Below are 16,986 nucleotides of genomic sequence, written 5' to 3' on the forward strand. Positions count from 1 at the left end.
GAGGACCTCGACGTCTATCCCCAGCTACCCCGCACCACCGGCGCGCCCACACTCAACTCTGAAGAGCCGGTTTAAGGTTCCCTATTACCGATTCCGCACCGGAAATCGGGGATAACTAACCATAGATCTAAGGAAGTCCCGTAGCTCTCGAGAGCTACGGGACTTCCTTTATGGGTTCTTAGGCTGACGAGAGCTCATGGCCCAGGAGGGTCTAGGCGCGGGGGCCGGGTGCGGCGCCCGGTTCCGGACCGTCATCCGGGTCCGCCGGGTTGTCCCTATCGCTTCCGGGGGCGGTGCTGCCGCCATCCTTGGGGAAGTTGGTGCCGGGGTTTTTCTGGCCCGGGGCGTCAGTCTCGGGGGCGCCGTCGGCGTCATTCAGGACTTCTTCGCTCAGGCGCGGATCGTCCGGGTCCAACGGTTGGGGCTTCTCTCCCGGGGGACGTCCCGTCCGTTTGAGTTCGTTCTCCCACTCCTGGAGCCTGCGCTCATGTTCCTGTTGACGACGCCGCTCTTCCAAGTTTCGCAGGAACTGCGGGTCATCGTCCGGGCCACGGCCGCGCTGCGGTTGAGTGCTCGGGTCCACCTTCTTGGGGCGGCCGAAGAACAACCAGAGGACCGCGCCGATCACGGGCAGCAGCAAGATCAAGAGGATCCACGCACCCTTGGGGAGGGACCTGACCTTGTACTTTTCTGTTTGGGCGCATTCGAGGAGTGAATAAATGATCACACCCACGGCGAGGGCGCCTGCTCCGATGATGAGTATCGCTCTGCCCATGGCCACAATCCTAGGGGAGCATGCTGATCACTGACGCATCGGTGTCTGGGCGTTAAGTCATGGGCGTAGACCGGGGTGACAGGTGTGAATCGCATGGGGCGGGCGTCCAGGGCAGGCCAGTAGACTGATGCCCGTGAATTTCCTCAAGTACTCTCTGCTGCGGTTGGGCATCCTGATCGTGGTGTTCGTGATCTCCATGTACGTGGGTGCGGGACTGATCCTGTCCGGCATCGCGGCCGTCGTAGCGGCGTTCGCGATCTGCTACATCTTCTTCCCCAAGCTGCACTTGGCAGCCAGCCAGGACTTCCACCGCTGGATCGACCGCTCTCCCAAGCCCAAGAACCGCGTGGCCATGGAGGATCAGGAGATCGAGGATTCCTACACGGACCGGCAGGCTCGCAAGGACATCTGAGTTCCCTCTGAGGCCGTCAAACTCCGAACGCTTTCGGAGCTTCTTGGCTGGCCACTGGCGCTGTGGCCTGCCCTAGCTCACCGGCCTAAACGTACTGGTGGACGAGCACGGCCAGCGCGTAGAGCACCGTGAATCCGAGATTCACCAATCCGCACTGCTTGAGTACCGGGATCAACGCCCGACGTTCTTTGCTCTTGAGAACCGTGGCACTGGCGGCCAAGGCCAATGGAGTCATCGCGTAGACGAGCAGCACCCACGGGTTGTAGGGCACCAACAGCAGCGGCAACACCATACCCACGGCCATTTCCGCGGCGAAGGTCAGGCGTGCCTTGGCGTCGCCCAAACGCACGGCCAGGGTCTTCTTACCCACCTCGCGGTCACCCGGGATATCGCGCACATTGTTGGCCATCAGCAGGGCGCACGCGAACAAACCGGTGGAGATCGCCATAATCCAGGCGTCCACGTTCAGTCGACCGGCCTGTGTGAGCGTGGTGCCCAGAGTGGCCACGGGGCCGAAGAAGATGAATACGAAAATATCGCCCAGGCCCAAGTAGCCGTAGGGCTTCTTTCCGCCGGTGTAGCCCCACGCGGCGAAGACTGCAGCCACGCCCACGATCGCGAACCACCACTGCTGGGACAGCACCACCAGGACCGCGCCCGCCAGAGCCGCGAGACCGAAGCACAAGAACGCCGCGCGCTTCACCTGCGCGGGCTTCGCCGCTCCGGAGCCGGTGAGCCGAAGCGGGCCCACACGCTCATCGTCGGTGCCGCGCACGCCATCGGAGTAATCGTTGGCGTAGTTCACGCCGATCTGGAGGAACAGCGCCACGAGCAGCGCCAGCCCCGCATGACCCAGGTGCACCGCGTGCATCTGCTGCGCGGCGGCCGTACCGGCAATCACGGGAGCCGCGGCCATGGGCAGGGTCCTGAGACGTGCGCCCTCTACCCACTGTGCTGGCGTGGCCACGGACATACCTCCGAAAACTGGTGAATTGAACCGCGTTATTGTCTCATGCGTTGGAAAGTTTATTGAAAGCTCGGCTAGCGGAAGCTCTGGGCTGCGGCCTGTCGATCCGGTTTGCCGGTGGCGAGCATGGGGATTTCACCGACTGCGCGCCAGTGCTTGGGGACGGCCGGGGAACCGTGCCGATCACGGACCAGATCGCTGAGCTCTGCCCGTAGCTCGTTAGTAAGGGCACCGCCGCGGGGCACTACTAGTGTGGCGACGACCTGGCCCCATTCGGGGTCCGGTACCGGCACCACGAGAGCCTGCCGGATTTCGGGGTGTGAGGTGAGGGCGGCGGTCACCACTCCTGCGGAGACTTTGATGCCACCGGTGTTGATCACATCGTCCGTGCGGCCCAGTACGCTCAGCGTCCCGTCCTCGTGGACCCGCCCTAGGTCATCCGTGCGGTACCAGCGCTGTCCGTCGATCACGCGGAAATGCCCGCCGGTCTGCCGGGGGTCGTCCAGATAGCCTCCGGCAACGACGCCGCCGCCTAACCAAATGCGCCCCTCCTTGGGCTCGCGGGTGGCCGGGGAGGTGAAATGCGAGAGGTCGGGAGCGGCGTCGTCGGGGACCGTGCGGATTTCGACGACGTCCAAGGGCCGGCCGTTGTAGACGCAACCGCCGCACGTTTCGGACATGCCGTACGTGCTGACCAGGGTGAGGCCGGCGTCGGCGGCTAGCTGGGCGAGGGCGGGTGAGAGGGCGGAGCCGCCCACCAGGATCGCGTCGAAGCGCGCGAGGGCGGCCACGGCATCCGGGTGGGGAGCGGTGTCGGCGGGATCAAGAATGCGTTGCAGCTGGGTGGGGACCACGGACACGTAACGCGTCTCATAACTCATGCCCGCTGCGGCCCGCGCGAAACCCTCCGGTGTGAACGGCCCGGGCTCCATGACCACTGGTGTGGTGCCCGCGAGCACGGAGCGAGCGAGAACCTGAACGCCCGCGACGTAGTGCGAAGGGAGACACAGGAGCCACTGACCGGGACCGGACGTGGCTCGTTCGGTGGCCTGACCTGATGCCGTCAGCGCCTCGGTAGTCAGGACCGTTTTCTTGGGGCGGCCCGTGGACCCGGAGGTCGAGACGACCACCGCCGGCCCGGGGCGGGACAACGCCTGTCTCAGCGGCTCGAGGAGATCCAACGGGTCGCCCGCCACCGGACCGTCGAAGACGACCGTATCCGCCGGCAAGGCGCCCACTGTGGGCGCGGCGAGTGGTTTTCCGGCTAGGTCAGGCATCAGAAGTAGTAGGGGAACGCGGACCAGTCCGGGTCGCGCTTCTGCAGGAACGCGTCGCGACCTTCGACGGCCTCGTCAGTCATGTAACCCATGCGCGTGGCTTCGCCGGCGAAGACCTGCTGGCCCACCATGCCGTCGTCCGGGAGGTTGAACGCGTACTTGAGCATGCGCACGGCCTGCGGAGACTGCGCGGTGATCTTGCGGGCCCATTCCAGCGCGGAGATTTCGAGTTCGGAGTGCGTGACCACCTTGTTGACGGCACCCATGCGAAACATATCCTCGGCGGTGTATTCATCTGCCAGGAAGAAGATCTCGCGGGCGAACTTCTGGCCGACCTGACGGGCGAGCAGAGCGGAGCCGTAACCGGCGTCGAAGGAACCGACGGTGGCGTCCGTCTGCTTGAACTTGCCGTGCTCGGCGGAAGCGATGGTCATGTCGCACACCACGTGCAGCGAGTGACCGCCGCCGGCAGCCCAGCCGGACACCGCCGCAATGACCACCTTGGGCATGGTGCGGATCAGGCGCTGAACTTCCAGGATGTGCAGGCGGCCGGCGCGAGCGGGATCGATGGAGTCGGCGGTCTCGCCCTCCGCGTAGTGGTAGCCGTCGCGGCCGCGGATGCGCTGATCGCCGCCGGAGCAGAACGCCCAGCCGCCGTCCTTGGCGGAGGGGCCGTTGCCCGTGAGGATGACCGCGCCCACGTCCGAGGACATGCGCGCATGGTCAAGGGTGCGGTAGAGCTCGTCCACGGTGCTCGGGCGGAAGGCATTGCGGACCTCGGGACGATCGAACGCGATACGGACCCACGGCAGGTCCTTGACCACTTCACCGTTGTCGTCTCGTTCGACGCCGCGGTGGTAGGTAATGTCCTGCAGGTCCTCAAAGCCCTGCACCTGTCGCCACTGCTGGGGGTCGAAAATCTCGGATACCTGCTCGGGAAGCTGCGCGTTGGTCATGGGTACCACTTTAGGTGGGAGTGCGGACAGGCATGGGAAGTGCTGGTGCGCCCGACTCTGAGTGGCGGACTATCTGTGGGCACCCTAACCCTATGTCAACTATTCTTGACTTTGAATGTCAAGAATCCTTAACATTATGTACATGACGAACCGCGAACCCAGTGCAGCTGCGGCGAATCCCATCCGGGATCTGCGTAAGTCGCAGCGCATCACGCAGGCCGAATTGGCGCTGGATGTTGGCGTCAGCAGGCAAACGATCATTGCGATCGAACAGGGAGATTACGCACCGTCTGTGTACCTGGCATTACGAATTGCCCGTGTGCTCGGCGGAACCGTGGAAGAACTGTTCGTCGATGAGACGGGAGACAAGAAATGACTCGCAAAGATACGGTCATGGGTCACATGGCTGACCAGGTCATGGATCTGGACAGCCCAGCCTACGGTGATGAGCGAGAGCGGTCGGTGTTCATGGAGTCCAGCACGTTCGGCCTCACCATCGCGTTGTATCTGGGTGCTGCCGGAGCTTTCACCGCTGCCCTTTTCGGATACCTTCTGCTCCCAGCTGCCCTGCTAGCGATGATCGCATGTCCATCGCTCGCGGCGAGTTGGTACGCGAAGCGCAAGGGCGTGGACATCCAGATGATGGCCGAAACGGCGGGTGCACGTTCGACCGTGGTCAACGCTGCGATCTTCTCGGGCGCCATGGTCCTTACATGCGCGGTGGTCAGCTACACGCTGTGGACCGGTGACTCTTTGTTGGCTGCCCCGTCCGTCGATCCAGTCAAGAATGGCGGCTTCCTCAGAGGTTTCCTCCTAGGAGCTGCCGTGGGAGGTATGGCGGGTGGACTCGCTGGCCTCTTTGGGCTGATCCAAGGACTGCGAAAGGCCAAGCGGTCGCCGCAATGATTCCAGAGGCATGGGAATTCTTTACTGCACGGATCGGCTGGTTGAACGGTTAGGCGGGTCGTAACGCACTCCCCGAGGGTTGGAGGCGGTCAGCGCGTAGATGATGACGATGACCAAACCCGCCACCGGAATAAGCAGCGTGAAGAGCAAGGCGGCGCTGGAATCAGTGTCATGGAATCTGCGAGCGAGCAACGTGATCCACGGGATTATATTCAACGTGTGCCATGTGGCCATCAGTGAGGCCAACGTCACGGAATCGCCTAGAACCAAAGGCAGAGCATCGCGAGAAATGTCGACTACCTCACCACCGGTGACCACATAACTGATCACCATGAACACGACAGAAATCAGAGCGTGGAAGAGAACGGCCCACCAAAACTCTCGACGAGTTGCTCGGCCTCTGAGGCGAAAATAGTTCCGGTAGAACAACCGAACGGCCGTGGCGAACTGTTGCCACGGGGACATGTTCGCCCCACCCGATGGCAGATCATGGAACGACCGCACCTCACGGTCCATGAAGACACGTTTAACGGAAGGCGTCATCAGAACTCCTGGAGGTGTCGGCCTGTTGCGTGTCTTGTCGATTGGCCATCATGACCGCGCATGCGCCGGTTATCACCGTCATGAAGCCCAAAAACCCCGTGGCTAAGTTGCCGGCCTCAGTCAGTGCCGTCACCAGAATGATTCCGGCACCAACAATGATCGCCGCAACGCCCAGTACGCGGCCGAGCTTGGCAGTGGAGTTCATACGTTCCTTCTAGTCGGGGTTTTCAACGTAACAACCGTGTCCGAGGGCTCGGCAATACTTGAAACCATGAGTGTCGTCCCCTTTGACCTGGACCGGATTGGTCGCGGCCTGCCTTTCGCGGAGTCTGTGCCCGATCTGAAGGCGGCCCTCCAGCAGGGAGTGGCGGTGGTTCAGGCGCCGCCAGGGACGGGTAAGACCACCCTCGTTCCGCCCGTGATCGCCAACGTTCTTGCCGGCGTCGCTCCCGCCTCCCAGCCCAGCGGTCGCGTTGTGGTGGTACAACCGCGCAGGGTGGCCGCCAGGGCAGCCGCCCGCCGACTGGCCGCGCTGACGGGATCGCAACCCGGCGACGTCGTCGGCTGGAGCGTACGCGGCGAAAGCACCACGAAACCGAGCACGCGCATCGAGTTCGTAACACCGGGGATCATGCTTCGGCGCCTGCTGCGGGATCCGGATCTGCCGGGTACAGCTGCGGTAGTTCTGGACGAGGTGCACGAGCGACGAGTGGAGTCCGATCTATTGGTGGGCATGCTCGCGGAGCTGCGAGAACTGCGCGATGACCTGACTGTGGTTGCGATGTCCGCGACCGTGGATGCCGCCCGTTTCGCCGAATTGCTGGGCGCAGACGATCCCGCGCCGATCGTCGATTGCCCGTCCGCGCTGTATCCCCTGGACGTCGAATGGGCCCCGGGTCCGCAACGTCTGGACGATCGCGGGGTGACTCCCGCGTTCCTGTCGCACGTGGCGCGCACGGCTGCGCAGGCTCATATGAAGGCTCTCAAGGCCCACGACGACTCGGACGCCCTCGTGTTCGTGCCGGGTGCCCGCGAAGTCTCGCGCGTGGCATCCGAACTGCACAGGCTGTCCGACGCTGAAATTTTGGAATTACACGGCCAGCGCTCCCCTCGGGAACAGGACCGAGCGGTCGCGGGGCGCCAGTCGGGGGAGCCGCCGCGGATCGTGGTCACCACGTCGCTCGCGGAATCTTCGCTGACGGTCAACGGAGTGCGGGTGGTTGTCGACTCGGGTTTGTCACGTCAACCGCGCCGCGATGCCGGGCGTGGGATTTCGGGGCTGGTGACGATCTCGGCGTCCAAGGCCTCGGCCGATCAGCGGGCCGGTCGCGCAGCCCGTCAGGGGCCCGGCACTGTGGTCCGCTGCTACGACAACGCTACGTGGGGCGCTATGCCCGTCCACACCGTTCCCGAGGTGCGCACCGCCGACCTCACGTTTGCGTGTCTGGCACTTGCCGTTTGGGGTGCACCGGGTGGTGACGGGTTGTCCCTGCCGGATCCGTTGCCACCGCGTGCTCGCGCGGACGCAGAAGCCGAGCTCCTGCGGTTGGGTGCCATTGACGGCGACGGCCGCGCCAACGACCTCGGTCGCGTCCTCGTGGGCATGCCTGTGGAGCCCCGATGGGGGCGGGCCCTGCTGGACGGTTCCGCCCTGGTCGGGCGTCGCGCCGCTGCCGAAGTCATCGCCGCCATCGCCGACGGTGCCCGCATCCCTGGGGCAGATATCCCCGCCTTCGTTCGTCGGTTGCGTTCGGGCGGGGGAGCGGAGTCCGCACGGTGGAAGCGGGAGGTGTCCCGTTTGGAGCGGATTGCCGGGGAGCAGGGCTCCATTGGCGAGGACGGGGGTGCTGTGGAGCGAGGTGCGCCCGGCGAGGTGGCGCGCGATGTGCGGGAGGGCGCCGTCGTCGGCCTGGGGAAACCCGAGTGGATCGCCAAGCGGATGGACAAAGCAGGGGAGCAGTGGCTGCTGGCGTCGGGAACTCGCGCCGGGCTCGAGCCGGGGAGTCCGTTGCGGCAACACGAGTGGCTCGCCGTGGCGGAACTGAGCCGCGCCGCCGGGAAAGCGGCCGCTGGCACCGGCGCGGTGATTCGTGCGGCTGCACCATTGGATGAGTCCACGGCGCTGGTCATTGCGGGTTCTTTGGCGAGCGAGGAGACTCGCGGAAGCTTCGAGAACGGCAAGGTTCGAGCGCGCCGGGTCCGAGCGGTGGGAGCCATCGAACTGTCCTCCACGCCCATCGCGGCCGATCCGCAGACCGCCCTGCCCGCCGTGCGCAGCGCACTGCACAGCCAGGGTCTGGACCTGCTGCCCTGGGACGACGCCGCTCGCTCCCTTCGCGCTCGCCTCGCATTGCTCCACAGGCACCTGGGTGATCTGTGGCCGGCCATGAACGACTCCGCGCTGCTGGACCGACTCGACGAGTGGCTGAGCATGGAATTACAAGAAATCGCGCAAGGCGCGTCGCTGCGGTCGATCAAGGTGGCTGATGCGCTCCGCAGGCTCCTGCCGTGGCCGGAAGCCAGCAGGCTGGAGGAGCTGGTACCGCAACGGTTGGCGGTGCCGAGTGGGAACACAGCGCGGATCGACTACCCGGAGGTCTATTCGACCGAAGACCCCGAGCAGCCGCCCGTGGTGGCCGTGAAATTACAAGAATGTTTTGGCTGGGCAGACACACCGCGCTTGGTGGACGGTCGGGTGCCCGTGCAGTTTCACCTGCTGTCTCCTGCGCGGCGACCATTGGCCATCACGGACGACCTCAAGTCGTTCTGGTCCGGCCCGTACCAACAGGTCCGCTCCGAAATGCGCGGCCGCTACTCGAAGCACCCTTGGCCTGAGGACCCGTGGAATGCAGTGGCCACGGCGCGAACCAAGAAGCGAAGTGGTGGGTGAAACGGAATCGAGGCGTTCGTGCAGTCTGATCGACCGTACGACCCGTATCGTCGACGATTTTGGCTTTACTGTCGATTCGTGTGCGGCCGCCTGGCGAAGTGGGTTTTTTCGTCGATCAGCTTGCAAGGGTCCCCGTGGGGCCGCTCAATTTGATCTGAAATGTGATCTTGGTTACGGTAGCCCTACCGCTTTTGCCCGGCGTGTCATCTCTCACGCGTAGGTCATCAACGCACCGAACTGGTGCCGCTTGTCCTGGGGCTCTCTACTGGCAGCTGACCCGCTCCGACCGCTTCATCTCTCAGGTTGGTTCTGGCGCTCGGCTGACCCGCGCTTTCACCGCACATTCTGTTGCGGGAGCGTGTCCGTTCTTAGACACAGATCGAGAAGTGAATCATGTCCACCACCCTGTCAGAAACCATCGAAATGACCATTACGACCACTGAGAATCCCAAAGTTGGTCCGGAGCTGGCCCGTTCGTGGCTGCTCGTCAACGGTGCGCAGCCCGCGCGCTTCGACGTGGCGGCGAGCAGTGCAGCGGATGTTGTGGTCCTCGATGTCGAGGATTCGGTGGCACCGGCGGATAAGGCCGCAGCACGTCAGAACGTGATCGAGTGGTTGTCCTCGCGCAATGAGAACCATGAACTCAACCACGGGTGGGTCCGCATCAACGGTTTCGGTACCGCGTGGTGGGAGGAAGACCTCCGTGCTCTGCGTGAAGCCCCCGGGCTGGAAGGCGTCATGCTGGCCATGACCGAATCCCCGGAGCACGTGACCCGTACGGCAGAGATGCTGCGTGGCACCCGCATTCTTGCCCTGGTGGAGACCGCCCGCGGTGTGCAGAATCTGCAGGATATTGCGACGGCGCGTTCCACTTACCGCTTGGCATTCGGTATCGGTGATTACCGCCGTGACACCGGTTTCGGCGAGAGCCCCATGGTCCTGGCCTACACCCGTTCGCAGTTCACCATCGCCTCGCGTGCGGCCAACCTGCCCGGTCCGATCGACGGCCCGGCTGTTGGTGCACTCGGCGCCAAGCTCGCAGAGGCCACCGGCGTGACTTCCGAGTTCGGCATGACCGGCAAGCTGTGCCTCATGCCCGAGCAGACCGCCACGGTCAACGAAGGACTGTCCCCGAGCCTCAATGAGTTGTCCTGGGCCACCGACTTCCTGCAGGAGTTCGAAGCCGACGGCGGTCAGATCCGCAACGGTTCCGACCTGCCCCGTCTGGCCCGCGCCCGCAAGGTGCTCGGTTTGGCCACCTCGTTCGGTATGAGTATCCCGGAGGGCTACGACGTGCACTTCGAGGCTCCCACCGACACCTATCACTGCTAGTCACTGGGTAAGAATCCAATAGCAACACGAGGTAGTTGACCTCGTCACACGAACTATCCCCGGCACGGCGGATACGTCACAATGGACTGTGGCAAGACCACATGACCACTGCAGCTCACACACCACGTGGGCCTGCGGGACGTATCCGCCGTAACCGGGGAGTTTCTATGACCACCAGCAGTGAAGCCACCGTCCGTAGAACCAAGATCGGCATTGTGGGAGCGGGGTCGGTGGGAACCTCGCTGGCGTACGCGGCCATGATCCGCGGCACCGCGACCGACATCGCCCTCTACGACCTCAACACCGCCAAGGTGGAGGCCGAGGCCCTGGACCTGTCCCATGGGCAAATGTTCGCTTCCGACACCCGCGTGGAGGGCTCGGATGACGTGGCCGTGCTCAGGAACTCGGACGTCGTCCTGATCACCGCAGGCGCCAAACAGAAGCCCGGCCAAACCCGCCTGGACCTGGCCGGCGCCAACACCGAGATCCTCAAGTCCCTGATGCCCCAACTGTTGGAGCACGCGCCCAATGCGATTTTCGTGCTCGTGACCAACCCGTGTGACGTGCTCACCGTGGTTGCCCAGAAGATCACGGGGCTGCCGCACCGCCAGGTCTTGAGCTCCGGCACCGTGCTGGACACGTCCCGCCTGCGTTGGATGATCGCCAACGAGGCGCAGGTCAACACGACCAGCGTGCACGCGTACATCATCGGCGAGCACGGCGATTCCGAATTCCCCGTGTGGTCTTCCGCTTCCATCGGGCAGGTTCCGCTGCGTGACTGGGAAATCGACGGCCGCAAGCCCTTTACCGAGCAGCGTCTGGCGGAGATGACCGATCAGGTGGTCAACGCCGCGTACAAGGTGATCGAGGGTAAGGGTGCCACCAACTACGCGATCGGGCTGTCCGGCATCCGCATTGCCGAGGCCATCCTGCGCGACCTGCGCTCCGTCCTGCCTGTCTCTTCGATCCTGGATGACTTCCACGGCATCAGTGGCCTGGCTCTGTCGGTCCCGTCCATCGTGGGTCGCCGCGGTGTGGAGCAGCCACTCGCGATCCCCATGGGCGAGCACGAGGAACAGCAGCTGCGAGATTCGGCCCAGGCCATGCGCAAGGCACTCACCTCCCTCGGTTTCTGAGCCCACCGGCTCCCAGCCTCACTGCTCACTCGGCCACCCGGGCGAGGCGCGATGGCCGACGACGCCGCGAGCGTCGTCGGCCTCGAAAGGTCACGGAAAGGGCCCGTCACCGGCTCGCGGGTGAGTTCTCCACCCCGCGAGCCGCGGACAGGCGTTCCATGAGATCGGCCAAGTAGCTGGCATCCGGGTGGCGCATCAGGGACAGGTGCTCAGCGGTGATCGGAACCTCGTCCGCGGGCCTGTTCTGACCGATTTTCGACTTGAACTCCACCGAGAGGGGACGCAGCCGAAAGCCCGCAATGGCCCCGAGAAGCTGGTGCATGGAGTCCTCTGCGCTGTCATTCATCCGCCATCGTCCACGGGCACCCCCGGAGGCTGCCGTATCAGGGCCTTCCTGACGTGGGCGCACCCGTCGCTCGTGATGGTCTATGAGCCGCCGCAAGTGATCCTCCAGCGCGGGCTGAGTCATGATGGTTGCTCGGCCGCGAATGTGGATGGGCTCGAAATCGTAGGTGGGTAACCCCGTGTGGGTATACCAGTCGGGGCTGATGTAGGCGGAGGGCCCGGGGAAGATCAACAGCACTTCTTGCCCCTCGGCCAAGACTGTGTGCAACGGGTCCGACAGGGGGATGTGGCCCTCGATGACAAGGGAACCGTCCGGGTCTCGCACCGCCAGCATGGGCATGTGCGTGGCCACTAGCTCAGAGGCCACAATGATCCCCAAAGGGTAGTCGGCAATGACATCGGCGACATCGTGTCCCGCTACGGGGCGGTAGAGCGAATTGATCAGCATGGTTGCATTAACGCTGCGATCACGACGTAAAGCAAGGGTCCCGCTCACCGAATGGTGAACGGGACCCTTGCTCAGCTGGCGGGAAAGATACTCGCTCAGCGGTTGGAGCTTAGTTGCGACCGGTAGCAGCGTCAGACTCAACGTGCTCCGGAGCAGCTGCGGCCGGCTTTGCCTGGCCGGGGTTGTTGACGATGCGCACGGCCTCGTCGAACTCGGCCTGGATCGCCGGGTCGTGCTTATAGGTGGCCAGCGAGCCAATGACGGCGGCCAGCAGACCCAGGAAGAAGCCCGGGATGATCTCGTAGAGGTCGCTCCACGGGGTGTACTGCCACGTGAACACGATCACTGCGCCCACGATCATGCCGGCAATGGCGCCGGTGTTGGTGAGCTTGCGCCAGAAGAGGCTCAGCAGCACCACGGGGCCGAACGCGGAACCGAAGCCGGCCCACGCGAAGCTCACGAGCTCCAGGATGGTGGCGTTCTGCTCCCATGCCAGGGCGGCGGCAACGACGGAAACGAGTAGCACACCGGCGCGGCCCATCCACACCTGAGTGCGGTTGGACGGACTCTTCTTGACGGCCAGGCCGTAGAGGTCTTCCACCAGAGCGGAGGAGGACACGATAAGCTGCGAGGACACGGTGGACATGATGGCTGCCAGAACGGCTGCCAGCACCAGGCCTGCCAGGGCCGGGTGGAACAAGATCTGAGACATGTCCAGGAAGATGGCCTCGGGGTCCGTGGCCTCCTGATCCGGGCGGTTGCCGAAGTAGGCCATACCCACCAGGGCCGTTGAGATTGCGCCGATCACGGAGAGGATCATCCAACCGACGCCGATACGGCGGCCGGTCTTGGCATCGGCGGGGCTGCGCAGCGCCATGAAGCGCACGATGATGTGCGGCTGGCCAAAGTAACCCAGGCCCCAGGCGAGTGCGGAAATGATGCCCACGGCGGTACCGCTGGCAACCAACGAAAGTGCATCCGGGTTCACGTTCTGGATACGCTCCACCATTTCGGCGGGGCCGCCCACCATGATCAGACCGATGATCGGGACCAGGAGCAGCGAAATCAACATGAGGATGCCCTGGAAGAGGTCCGTGTAGGACGCACCCAGGAAGCCGCCGAAGAACGTGTAGAGCACGGTCACGCCGGCGATGAGCAGCATGCCGGTGAGGTAGGTGGAGCCGAAGGATGACATGAAGAACACGCCACCGGCCACCATGCCGGAGGACACGTAGAACGTGAAGAACGCCAGAATGATGATGCCGGACACCACACGCAGCATGCGGGTGTTGCCCTTGAGTCGGCTGTCCAGGAAGGACGGAATGGTGATCGAGTTGTTGGAAACCTCGGTGTACGCACGCAGTCGCGGCGCCACGAACTTCCAGTTCAGCCAGGCGCCAATGGTCAGACCGATGGCGATCCAGGCTTCAACCATGCCGGCGAGGTACACGGCACCGGGCAGGCCCATGACCAACCAGCCGGACATATCCGAAGCACCCGCGGACAGCGCTGCCACGCCGGGCTTGAGATTTCTTCCCCCCAACATGTAATCGTCGAGGTTCTTTGTCTTACTGTTGGCCCACAGGCCAATCGCGATCATGCCTAAGAAATAGATCACAATCGCGATGAGTTGATACGCCTGGTCGGACATAGGTGTACCTTCCGGTGCGAGAGATTTGGACGGCGTCCACTGTAGGGGACGTTATTTAGCTACCCAAAGCCGTTAAGTGTCGTTGCCCACCCTTAAGGGTGGTTTCAGGCCCGTTTTTCGGGCCATTCCGTGAAGCTGGCGGGGTCCGTGTTCCAGGCCCCGGGATTCCAGTCCTTCAGCAAGTCAGCCGTGGTATTGAGGGGGTGGTTAACCCCCAGTGATTCACCGAGCCACAGCAGCACGTCTCGCGCGCTGTAACCCAGAGCGTGTAATTCCTCAAGTGTTACAGCTCCGTCGCGTTTAGCCAACCGCGCGCCCGTGGGGCCCAGCACCAGGGGGACATGAACGTACTCGGGGGTCCGGTATCCCAGTAGCTCCGCGAGGTAGGCCTGCCGCGGCGCTGACGGCAGTAGATCGTCGCCGCGCACCACTTGGTCGATCCCCTGCTGGGCATCGTCCACGACCACGGCCAGGTTGTACGCGGGAGTGCCGTCGTTGCGCACCAGCACCATGTCGTCCACTGCGCCGGTGTACTCGCCGGCAAAGTAGTCGTGCACGGTGAATTCCGTCACGCCCGAGCGCAGTCGGATGGCCGGCGGGCGTTCCTCACGACGCCGCTCGCGGGTCTCTTCGCTCAGGTTCCGGCACGTACCCGGGTAGGCCCCGGGGATCCCGTGCGGTGCCGAGGCGGCCGCGTGAATTTCCTTGCGAGTGCAGAAACATTCATAGGTGAGCCCGGCATCTGTAAGGCGTTGCACCTCTTCTAGGAACTGTGGAATGCGCGGCGCCTGGTAGTCCACGGGGCCGTCCCAATCCAGGCCGATGGCGGCCAGATCGGCAATATTGCGCTCCGCAGCGCCCTTCTTCACACGGTCCAGGTCTTCAACCCGCAGGATGAACTTTCTACCGGTCGCGCGAGCGAATCCCCACGCGGCCAGCGCAGTGCGCAAATTGCCCAGGTGAAGGTCTCCCGACGGCGAGGGTGCGAACCGGCCGGCGGGCGGCAGGGCGGCGTCGTTCGAAGGCTGCGAGGCGGGCTGGGACGGGAGCACGCCGCACAGGCTAGCACCGCGTAACTTCAATCGCTGGGTGGATGTAGAGGGGCCCGGGGGCGGTTAGGCTGTTCGGCATGGCACGCATCCACGAGCTGCGCGACGGCGTCTACGTGATTGGCACGGAGAACTGGAGGTTGAACTCCGGGCTCATCGTGGGATCTCAGCGTGCCCTGGTCATCGATACGGGTGCGGGGCCGCGCCAGGGGCGCGAGATCTTGGCCGCCGTTCGTGAGGTCACAGACTTGCCCCTGACCGTGGTCAATACCCACGCTCACTACGACCATTACATGGGTAACGCCGTGTTCCAACGCGCCGGAGTTGTTGAATTCTGGGCCCATAAGGCGTGCGCGGCGGCCATGCGAGATCACGGTGACTTCCAGCGCAGTTTCGTGGGGACCCAAGAGCCCGAAATGGGAGACGCGGATGGCCTGGACACCCAACTCGTGCTCCCCACCAACACGCTGCCCGGCAACGGTCGCAGGCCGTCACTGACGCGTATCGAACTGGGTGACAAACCCGTGACGCTGTTCTTCCTGGGGCTTGGCCACACCAACAACGACGTGTGTGTGGGCGTGGAGGACATCGTCTTCTGCGGTGACCTGGTGGAAGAAGGCGCGGATCCCAGTTTCGAGGACTCCTACCCGCAGCGATGGGTGGAAACCCTGCACTCGCTGGCCACGTTGGAGCGGTACAAAGTCTTCGTACCCGGCCACGGTAGCCCGGTCTCCAACACGTTCGTGCTGCAACAGGCGGACACCATGGCACTCGCGATCAAGCGCGCGGAACAGGCCGATCCGGCATCCGCGGGCACGGTCACCGCGTCCATGTTCAGGCTCCCGTATCAGGCGGGGGTGGCCCGGATCTTCTTGGATCGGCTGGCCACCGTCAGGATAGAGACCGCAGCCAGCGAGCCACAGACCGCCAACTCAGAGCAGCAGCAGCCGCAATCCCAAGGTACCCCGCAATAACGTTTGCCCGACCTGCCCAGGTTCCGGCCACGGCGAGCGACGGCATCAGTGCCACGGCCACGGCCAGGCCGATCGCCAACACCAATAAGGCGATCACCGTGCCCTTCCGTGGGCGCACTGCTGCGCGGTAACCGTAGCCGGGGCGGCCGTATTGCGCGTACGGATTCTGTTGGTATCCCGCGGGCGGGTACTGCTGTTGGGCCTGTGGGTTGGGTGCGTTCGAATACGGGGCATCCGCGTACGACGCCGCCGCGGGGCCGTGGGTGCTGAAGCGCGGGTTTCCGGGTCCACGGGGGCCGGGCTGCCCGATCCCTGATTGGTACGGATGCGATTGACTCGGTTGACCGTGTTGCCGCTGTTGAGATCCCGTGGGCGGAATGTAAGCGCTGTCGCCACGTTCTTCTCGCTGTTGAAGGTTCTCGCGGTGGGCGCCCATCTTGTCTCGGACACGGCGATACACATCGGTGGGCCGAGCCCCGGGGCGAGCGAGAGCGGCGTCGGCGAGCCTGATCGCAAGGACGGCGAGCACGCCCCAACCGCCCACGATGAGGAGAGCTGCGGCGGCGTCCGACGGGCGGTGCCAACCGTTGAGAACCGTGAGCATGCCCGTGATGGCCGCGAGCACCCAGCCCCACGTGGCGGTCTTGGCGCGGAGGTGCGGGGGAGCGACCAGCAGGAGCGTCACCAGGATCGTGGCCGTGGCCGTCGTATGCCCGGACGGGAATGAATTGTGCACGATGAGCTGAATGCCGAAGTCAGGCTTGTCCAGGAGCACTCGCTTGAGGAACTGTGTCGTGAAATTGGCCCCCAGGATCATCCCCAACCCGACGACCGCGGGGATCCACCGGCGGGTGCGAATGGTCCACACGAGCGCCAGAACGGCTGCCGCGATGGAGACGAGTTCCGGCACGTGCTGTGCCGCGGCCAGAAAAATCCACGGGAAGAAGTTGTTGCGATCGGCCTTGGCCTGGGCGAGTGCCTCGTCATCCAGGGACTGACCCGTCATGGTCATGAGGCTGATGTAGGTCGCGATGCCCACGCACGTCCACAGGAACACGACCGTGACCAACGGTCGGATCACGGAGCGTGCGGATACGGGACGCGCGGGCGCGGGAGGGAAAGACAACGGGCAGCCTATCGGGGGAATCGTTGATCGCGGCCGGATCCGGGTGACTCGGCCATCGCATTATCTTGCCACGGCAGGCTTTGGCGGGGCTGAGAGGGGCTGGTTTAACGGATTGGAGCCCCGGCACGGAATGAACTGCTCCCCGGAAGTTGGACTGAGAAATCAGTTCCTTCTTCCGGGGAGTTTTCATGGATGCACG

At 64.2% G+C, this 16,986-nt stretch carries 17 protein-coding genes; 7 read left to right on the forward strand and 10 right to left on the reverse strand.

Features of this window, described 5'->3' with window-relative positions; all coding sequences use genetic code 11:
- Positions 1 to 211: 211 nt before the first annotated feature.
- Positions 212 to 775, reverse strand: coding sequence for a PLDc N-terminal domain-containing protein (locus tag ABD283_RS05955; RefSeq protein WP_344224072.1), 564 nt, complete (start codon positions 773 to 775; stop codon positions 212 to 214).
- A 127-nt stretch (positions 776 to 902) separates the two neighbouring features.
- Here ABD283_RS05955 and ABD283_RS05960 point away from each other — a divergent pair, with 127 nt between their 5' ends.
- The gene (locus ABD283_RS05960) at positions 903 to 1,187 is read left to right on the forward strand and encodes a DUF4229 domain-containing protein (RefSeq protein WP_344224073.1); all 285 of its coding nucleotides are present in this window, start codon (positions 903 to 905) and stop codon (positions 1,185 to 1,187) included.
- A gap of 85 nt (positions 1,188 to 1,272) precedes the next feature.
- Here ABD283_RS05960 and ABD283_RS05965 read toward each other — a convergent pair whose 3' ends face one another.
- The 3 genes from ABD283_RS05965 to ABD283_RS05975 all read right to left on the reverse strand — a co-directional run bounded on the left by ABD283_RS05965 (position 1,273) and on the right by ABD283_RS05975 (position 4,387).
- Positions 1,273 to 2,154, reverse strand: a complete 882-nt coding sequence (locus ABD283_RS05965; RefSeq protein ID WP_344224074.1) for a 1,4-dihydroxy-2-naphthoate polyprenyltransferase — start codon at positions 2,152 to 2,154, stop codon at positions 1,273 to 1,275.
- A gap of 74 nt (positions 2,155 to 2,228) precedes the next feature.
- Positions 2,229 to 3,431 carry an AMP-binding protein gene (locus tag ABD283_RS05970; RefSeq protein WP_344224076.1) on the reverse strand — a complete coding sequence of 401 codons (1,203 nt, stop codon included), beginning with the start codon at positions 3,429 to 3,431 and terminating at the stop codon, positions 2,229 to 2,231.
- Positions 3,431 to 4,387: a 1,4-dihydroxy-2-naphthoyl-CoA synthase gene (locus ABD283_RS05975; protein ID WP_344224077.1), complete on the reverse strand. Its 957-nt coding sequence runs from the start codon at positions 4,385 to 4,387 to the stop codon at positions 3,431 to 3,433. Before ABD283_RS05975 ends, ABD283_RS05970 begins: the two co-directional genes overlap by 1 nt.
- A gap of 142 nt (positions 4,388 to 4,529) precedes the next feature.
- Here ABD283_RS05975 and ABD283_RS05980 point away from each other — a divergent pair, with 142 nt between their 5' ends.
- Together ABD283_RS05980 and ABD283_RS05985 are read left to right on the forward strand one after the other, a co-directional pair.
- Entirely contained in the window at positions 4,530 to 4,763 is a 234-nt protein-coding gene (locus ABD283_RS05980) for a helix-turn-helix transcriptional regulator (protein WP_031272984.1), read from the forward strand.
- Positions 4,760 to 5,293 (forward strand): hypothetical protein, encoded by a 534-nt coding sequence (locus ABD283_RS05985; protein WP_016997192.1) that lies wholly within the window; start codon positions 4,760 to 4,762, stop codon positions 5,291 to 5,293. Before ABD283_RS05980 ends, ABD283_RS05985 begins: the two co-directional genes overlap by 4 nt.
- A gap of 21 nt (positions 5,294 to 5,314) precedes the next feature.
- Here the strand turns inward: ABD283_RS05985 and ABD283_RS05990 are convergent, their stop codons facing one another.
- Both ABD283_RS05990 and ABD283_RS05995 read right to left on the reverse strand, forming a co-directional pair.
- On the reverse strand, positions 5,315 to 5,836 hold the full coding sequence (locus tag ABD283_RS05990; protein WP_344224078.1) for a DUF805 domain-containing protein: 522 nt from the start codon (positions 5,834 to 5,836) through the stop codon (positions 5,315 to 5,317).
- The gene (locus ABD283_RS05995) at positions 5,820 to 6,041 is read right to left on the reverse strand and encodes a hypothetical protein (protein WP_344224079.1); all 222 of its coding nucleotides are present in this window, start codon (positions 6,039 to 6,041) and stop codon (positions 5,820 to 5,822) included. The genes ABD283_RS05990 and ABD283_RS05995 overlap by 17 nt, the downstream gene beginning before the upstream one ends.
- 66 nt (positions 6,042 to 6,107) lie before the next feature.
- On the opposite strand from ABD283_RS05995, the gene hrpB reads away from it, so the two are divergent.
- From hrpB to ABD283_RS06010, 3 genes are all read left to right on the forward strand, one after another.
- The gene (gene hrpB, locus ABD283_RS06000; RefSeq protein ID WP_344224080.1) at positions 6,108 to 8,726 is read left to right on the forward strand and encodes an ATP-dependent helicase HrpB; all 2,619 of its coding nucleotides are present in this window, start codon (positions 6,108 to 6,110) and stop codon (positions 8,724 to 8,726) included.
- 393 nt (positions 8,727 to 9,119) lie between these two features.
- Positions 9,120 to 10,058 carry an HpcH/HpaI aldolase/citrate lyase family protein gene (locus ABD283_RS06005; RefSeq protein WP_425552808.1) on the forward strand — a complete coding sequence of 313 codons (939 nt, stop codon included), beginning with the start codon at positions 9,120 to 9,122 and terminating at the stop codon, positions 10,056 to 10,058.
- A 167-nt stretch (positions 10,059 to 10,225) separates the two neighbouring features.
- Positions 10,226 to 11,194, forward strand: coding sequence for an L-lactate dehydrogenase (locus tag ABD283_RS06010; protein ID WP_344224081.1), 969 nt, complete (start codon positions 10,226 to 10,228; stop codon positions 11,192 to 11,194).
- Positions 11,195 to 11,300: 106 nt separating this feature from the next.
- On the opposite strand, the gene ABD283_RS06015 is transcribed toward ABD283_RS06010, so the two are convergent.
- The 3 genes from ABD283_RS06015 to gluQRS form a co-directional block, all read right to left on the reverse strand.
- Complete coding sequence (locus ABD283_RS06015) at positions 11,301 to 11,987, reverse strand: FMN-binding negative transcriptional regulator (protein ID WP_344224082.1); 687 nt, start codon at positions 11,985 to 11,987, stop codon at positions 11,301 to 11,303.
- 109 nt (positions 11,988 to 12,096) lie between these two features.
- Positions 12,097 to 13,638, reverse strand: coding sequence for a sodium/proline symporter PutP (putP, locus tag ABD283_RS06020; protein WP_344224083.1), 1,542 nt, complete (start codon positions 13,636 to 13,638; stop codon positions 12,097 to 12,099).
- A gap of 104 nt (positions 13,639 to 13,742) precedes the next feature.
- The gene (gene gluQRS / locus ABD283_RS06025; protein ID WP_344224084.1) at positions 13,743 to 14,690 is read right to left on the reverse strand and encodes a tRNA glutamyl-Q(34) synthetase GluQRS; all 948 of its coding nucleotides are present in this window, start codon (positions 14,688 to 14,690) and stop codon (positions 13,743 to 13,745) included.
- 77 nt (positions 14,691 to 14,767) lie between these two features.
- Here gluQRS and ABD283_RS06030 point away from each other — a divergent pair, with 77 nt between their 5' ends.
- Complete coding sequence (locus ABD283_RS06030) at positions 14,768 to 15,661, forward strand: MBL fold metallo-hydrolase (protein ID WP_344224085.1); 894 nt, start codon at positions 14,768 to 14,770, stop codon at positions 15,659 to 15,661.
- On the opposite strand, the gene ABD283_RS06035 is transcribed toward ABD283_RS06030, so the two are convergent.
- A complete protein-coding gene (locus ABD283_RS06035; RefSeq protein WP_344224086.1) occupies positions 15,579 to 16,787 on the reverse strand; it encodes a phosphatase PAP2 family protein in 1,209 nt (402 codons plus the stop codon). The two genes, ABD283_RS06030 and ABD283_RS06035, sit on opposite strands and share 83 nt — an antisense overlap.
- Positions 16,788 to 16,986: the final 199 nt, after the last annotated feature.

It is taken from the genome of Kocuria atrinae, assembly GCF_039531425.1.
GTDB classification, from domain to species: domain Bacteria; phylum Actinomycetota; class Actinomycetes; order Actinomycetales; family Micrococcaceae; genus Kocuria; species Kocuria atrinae.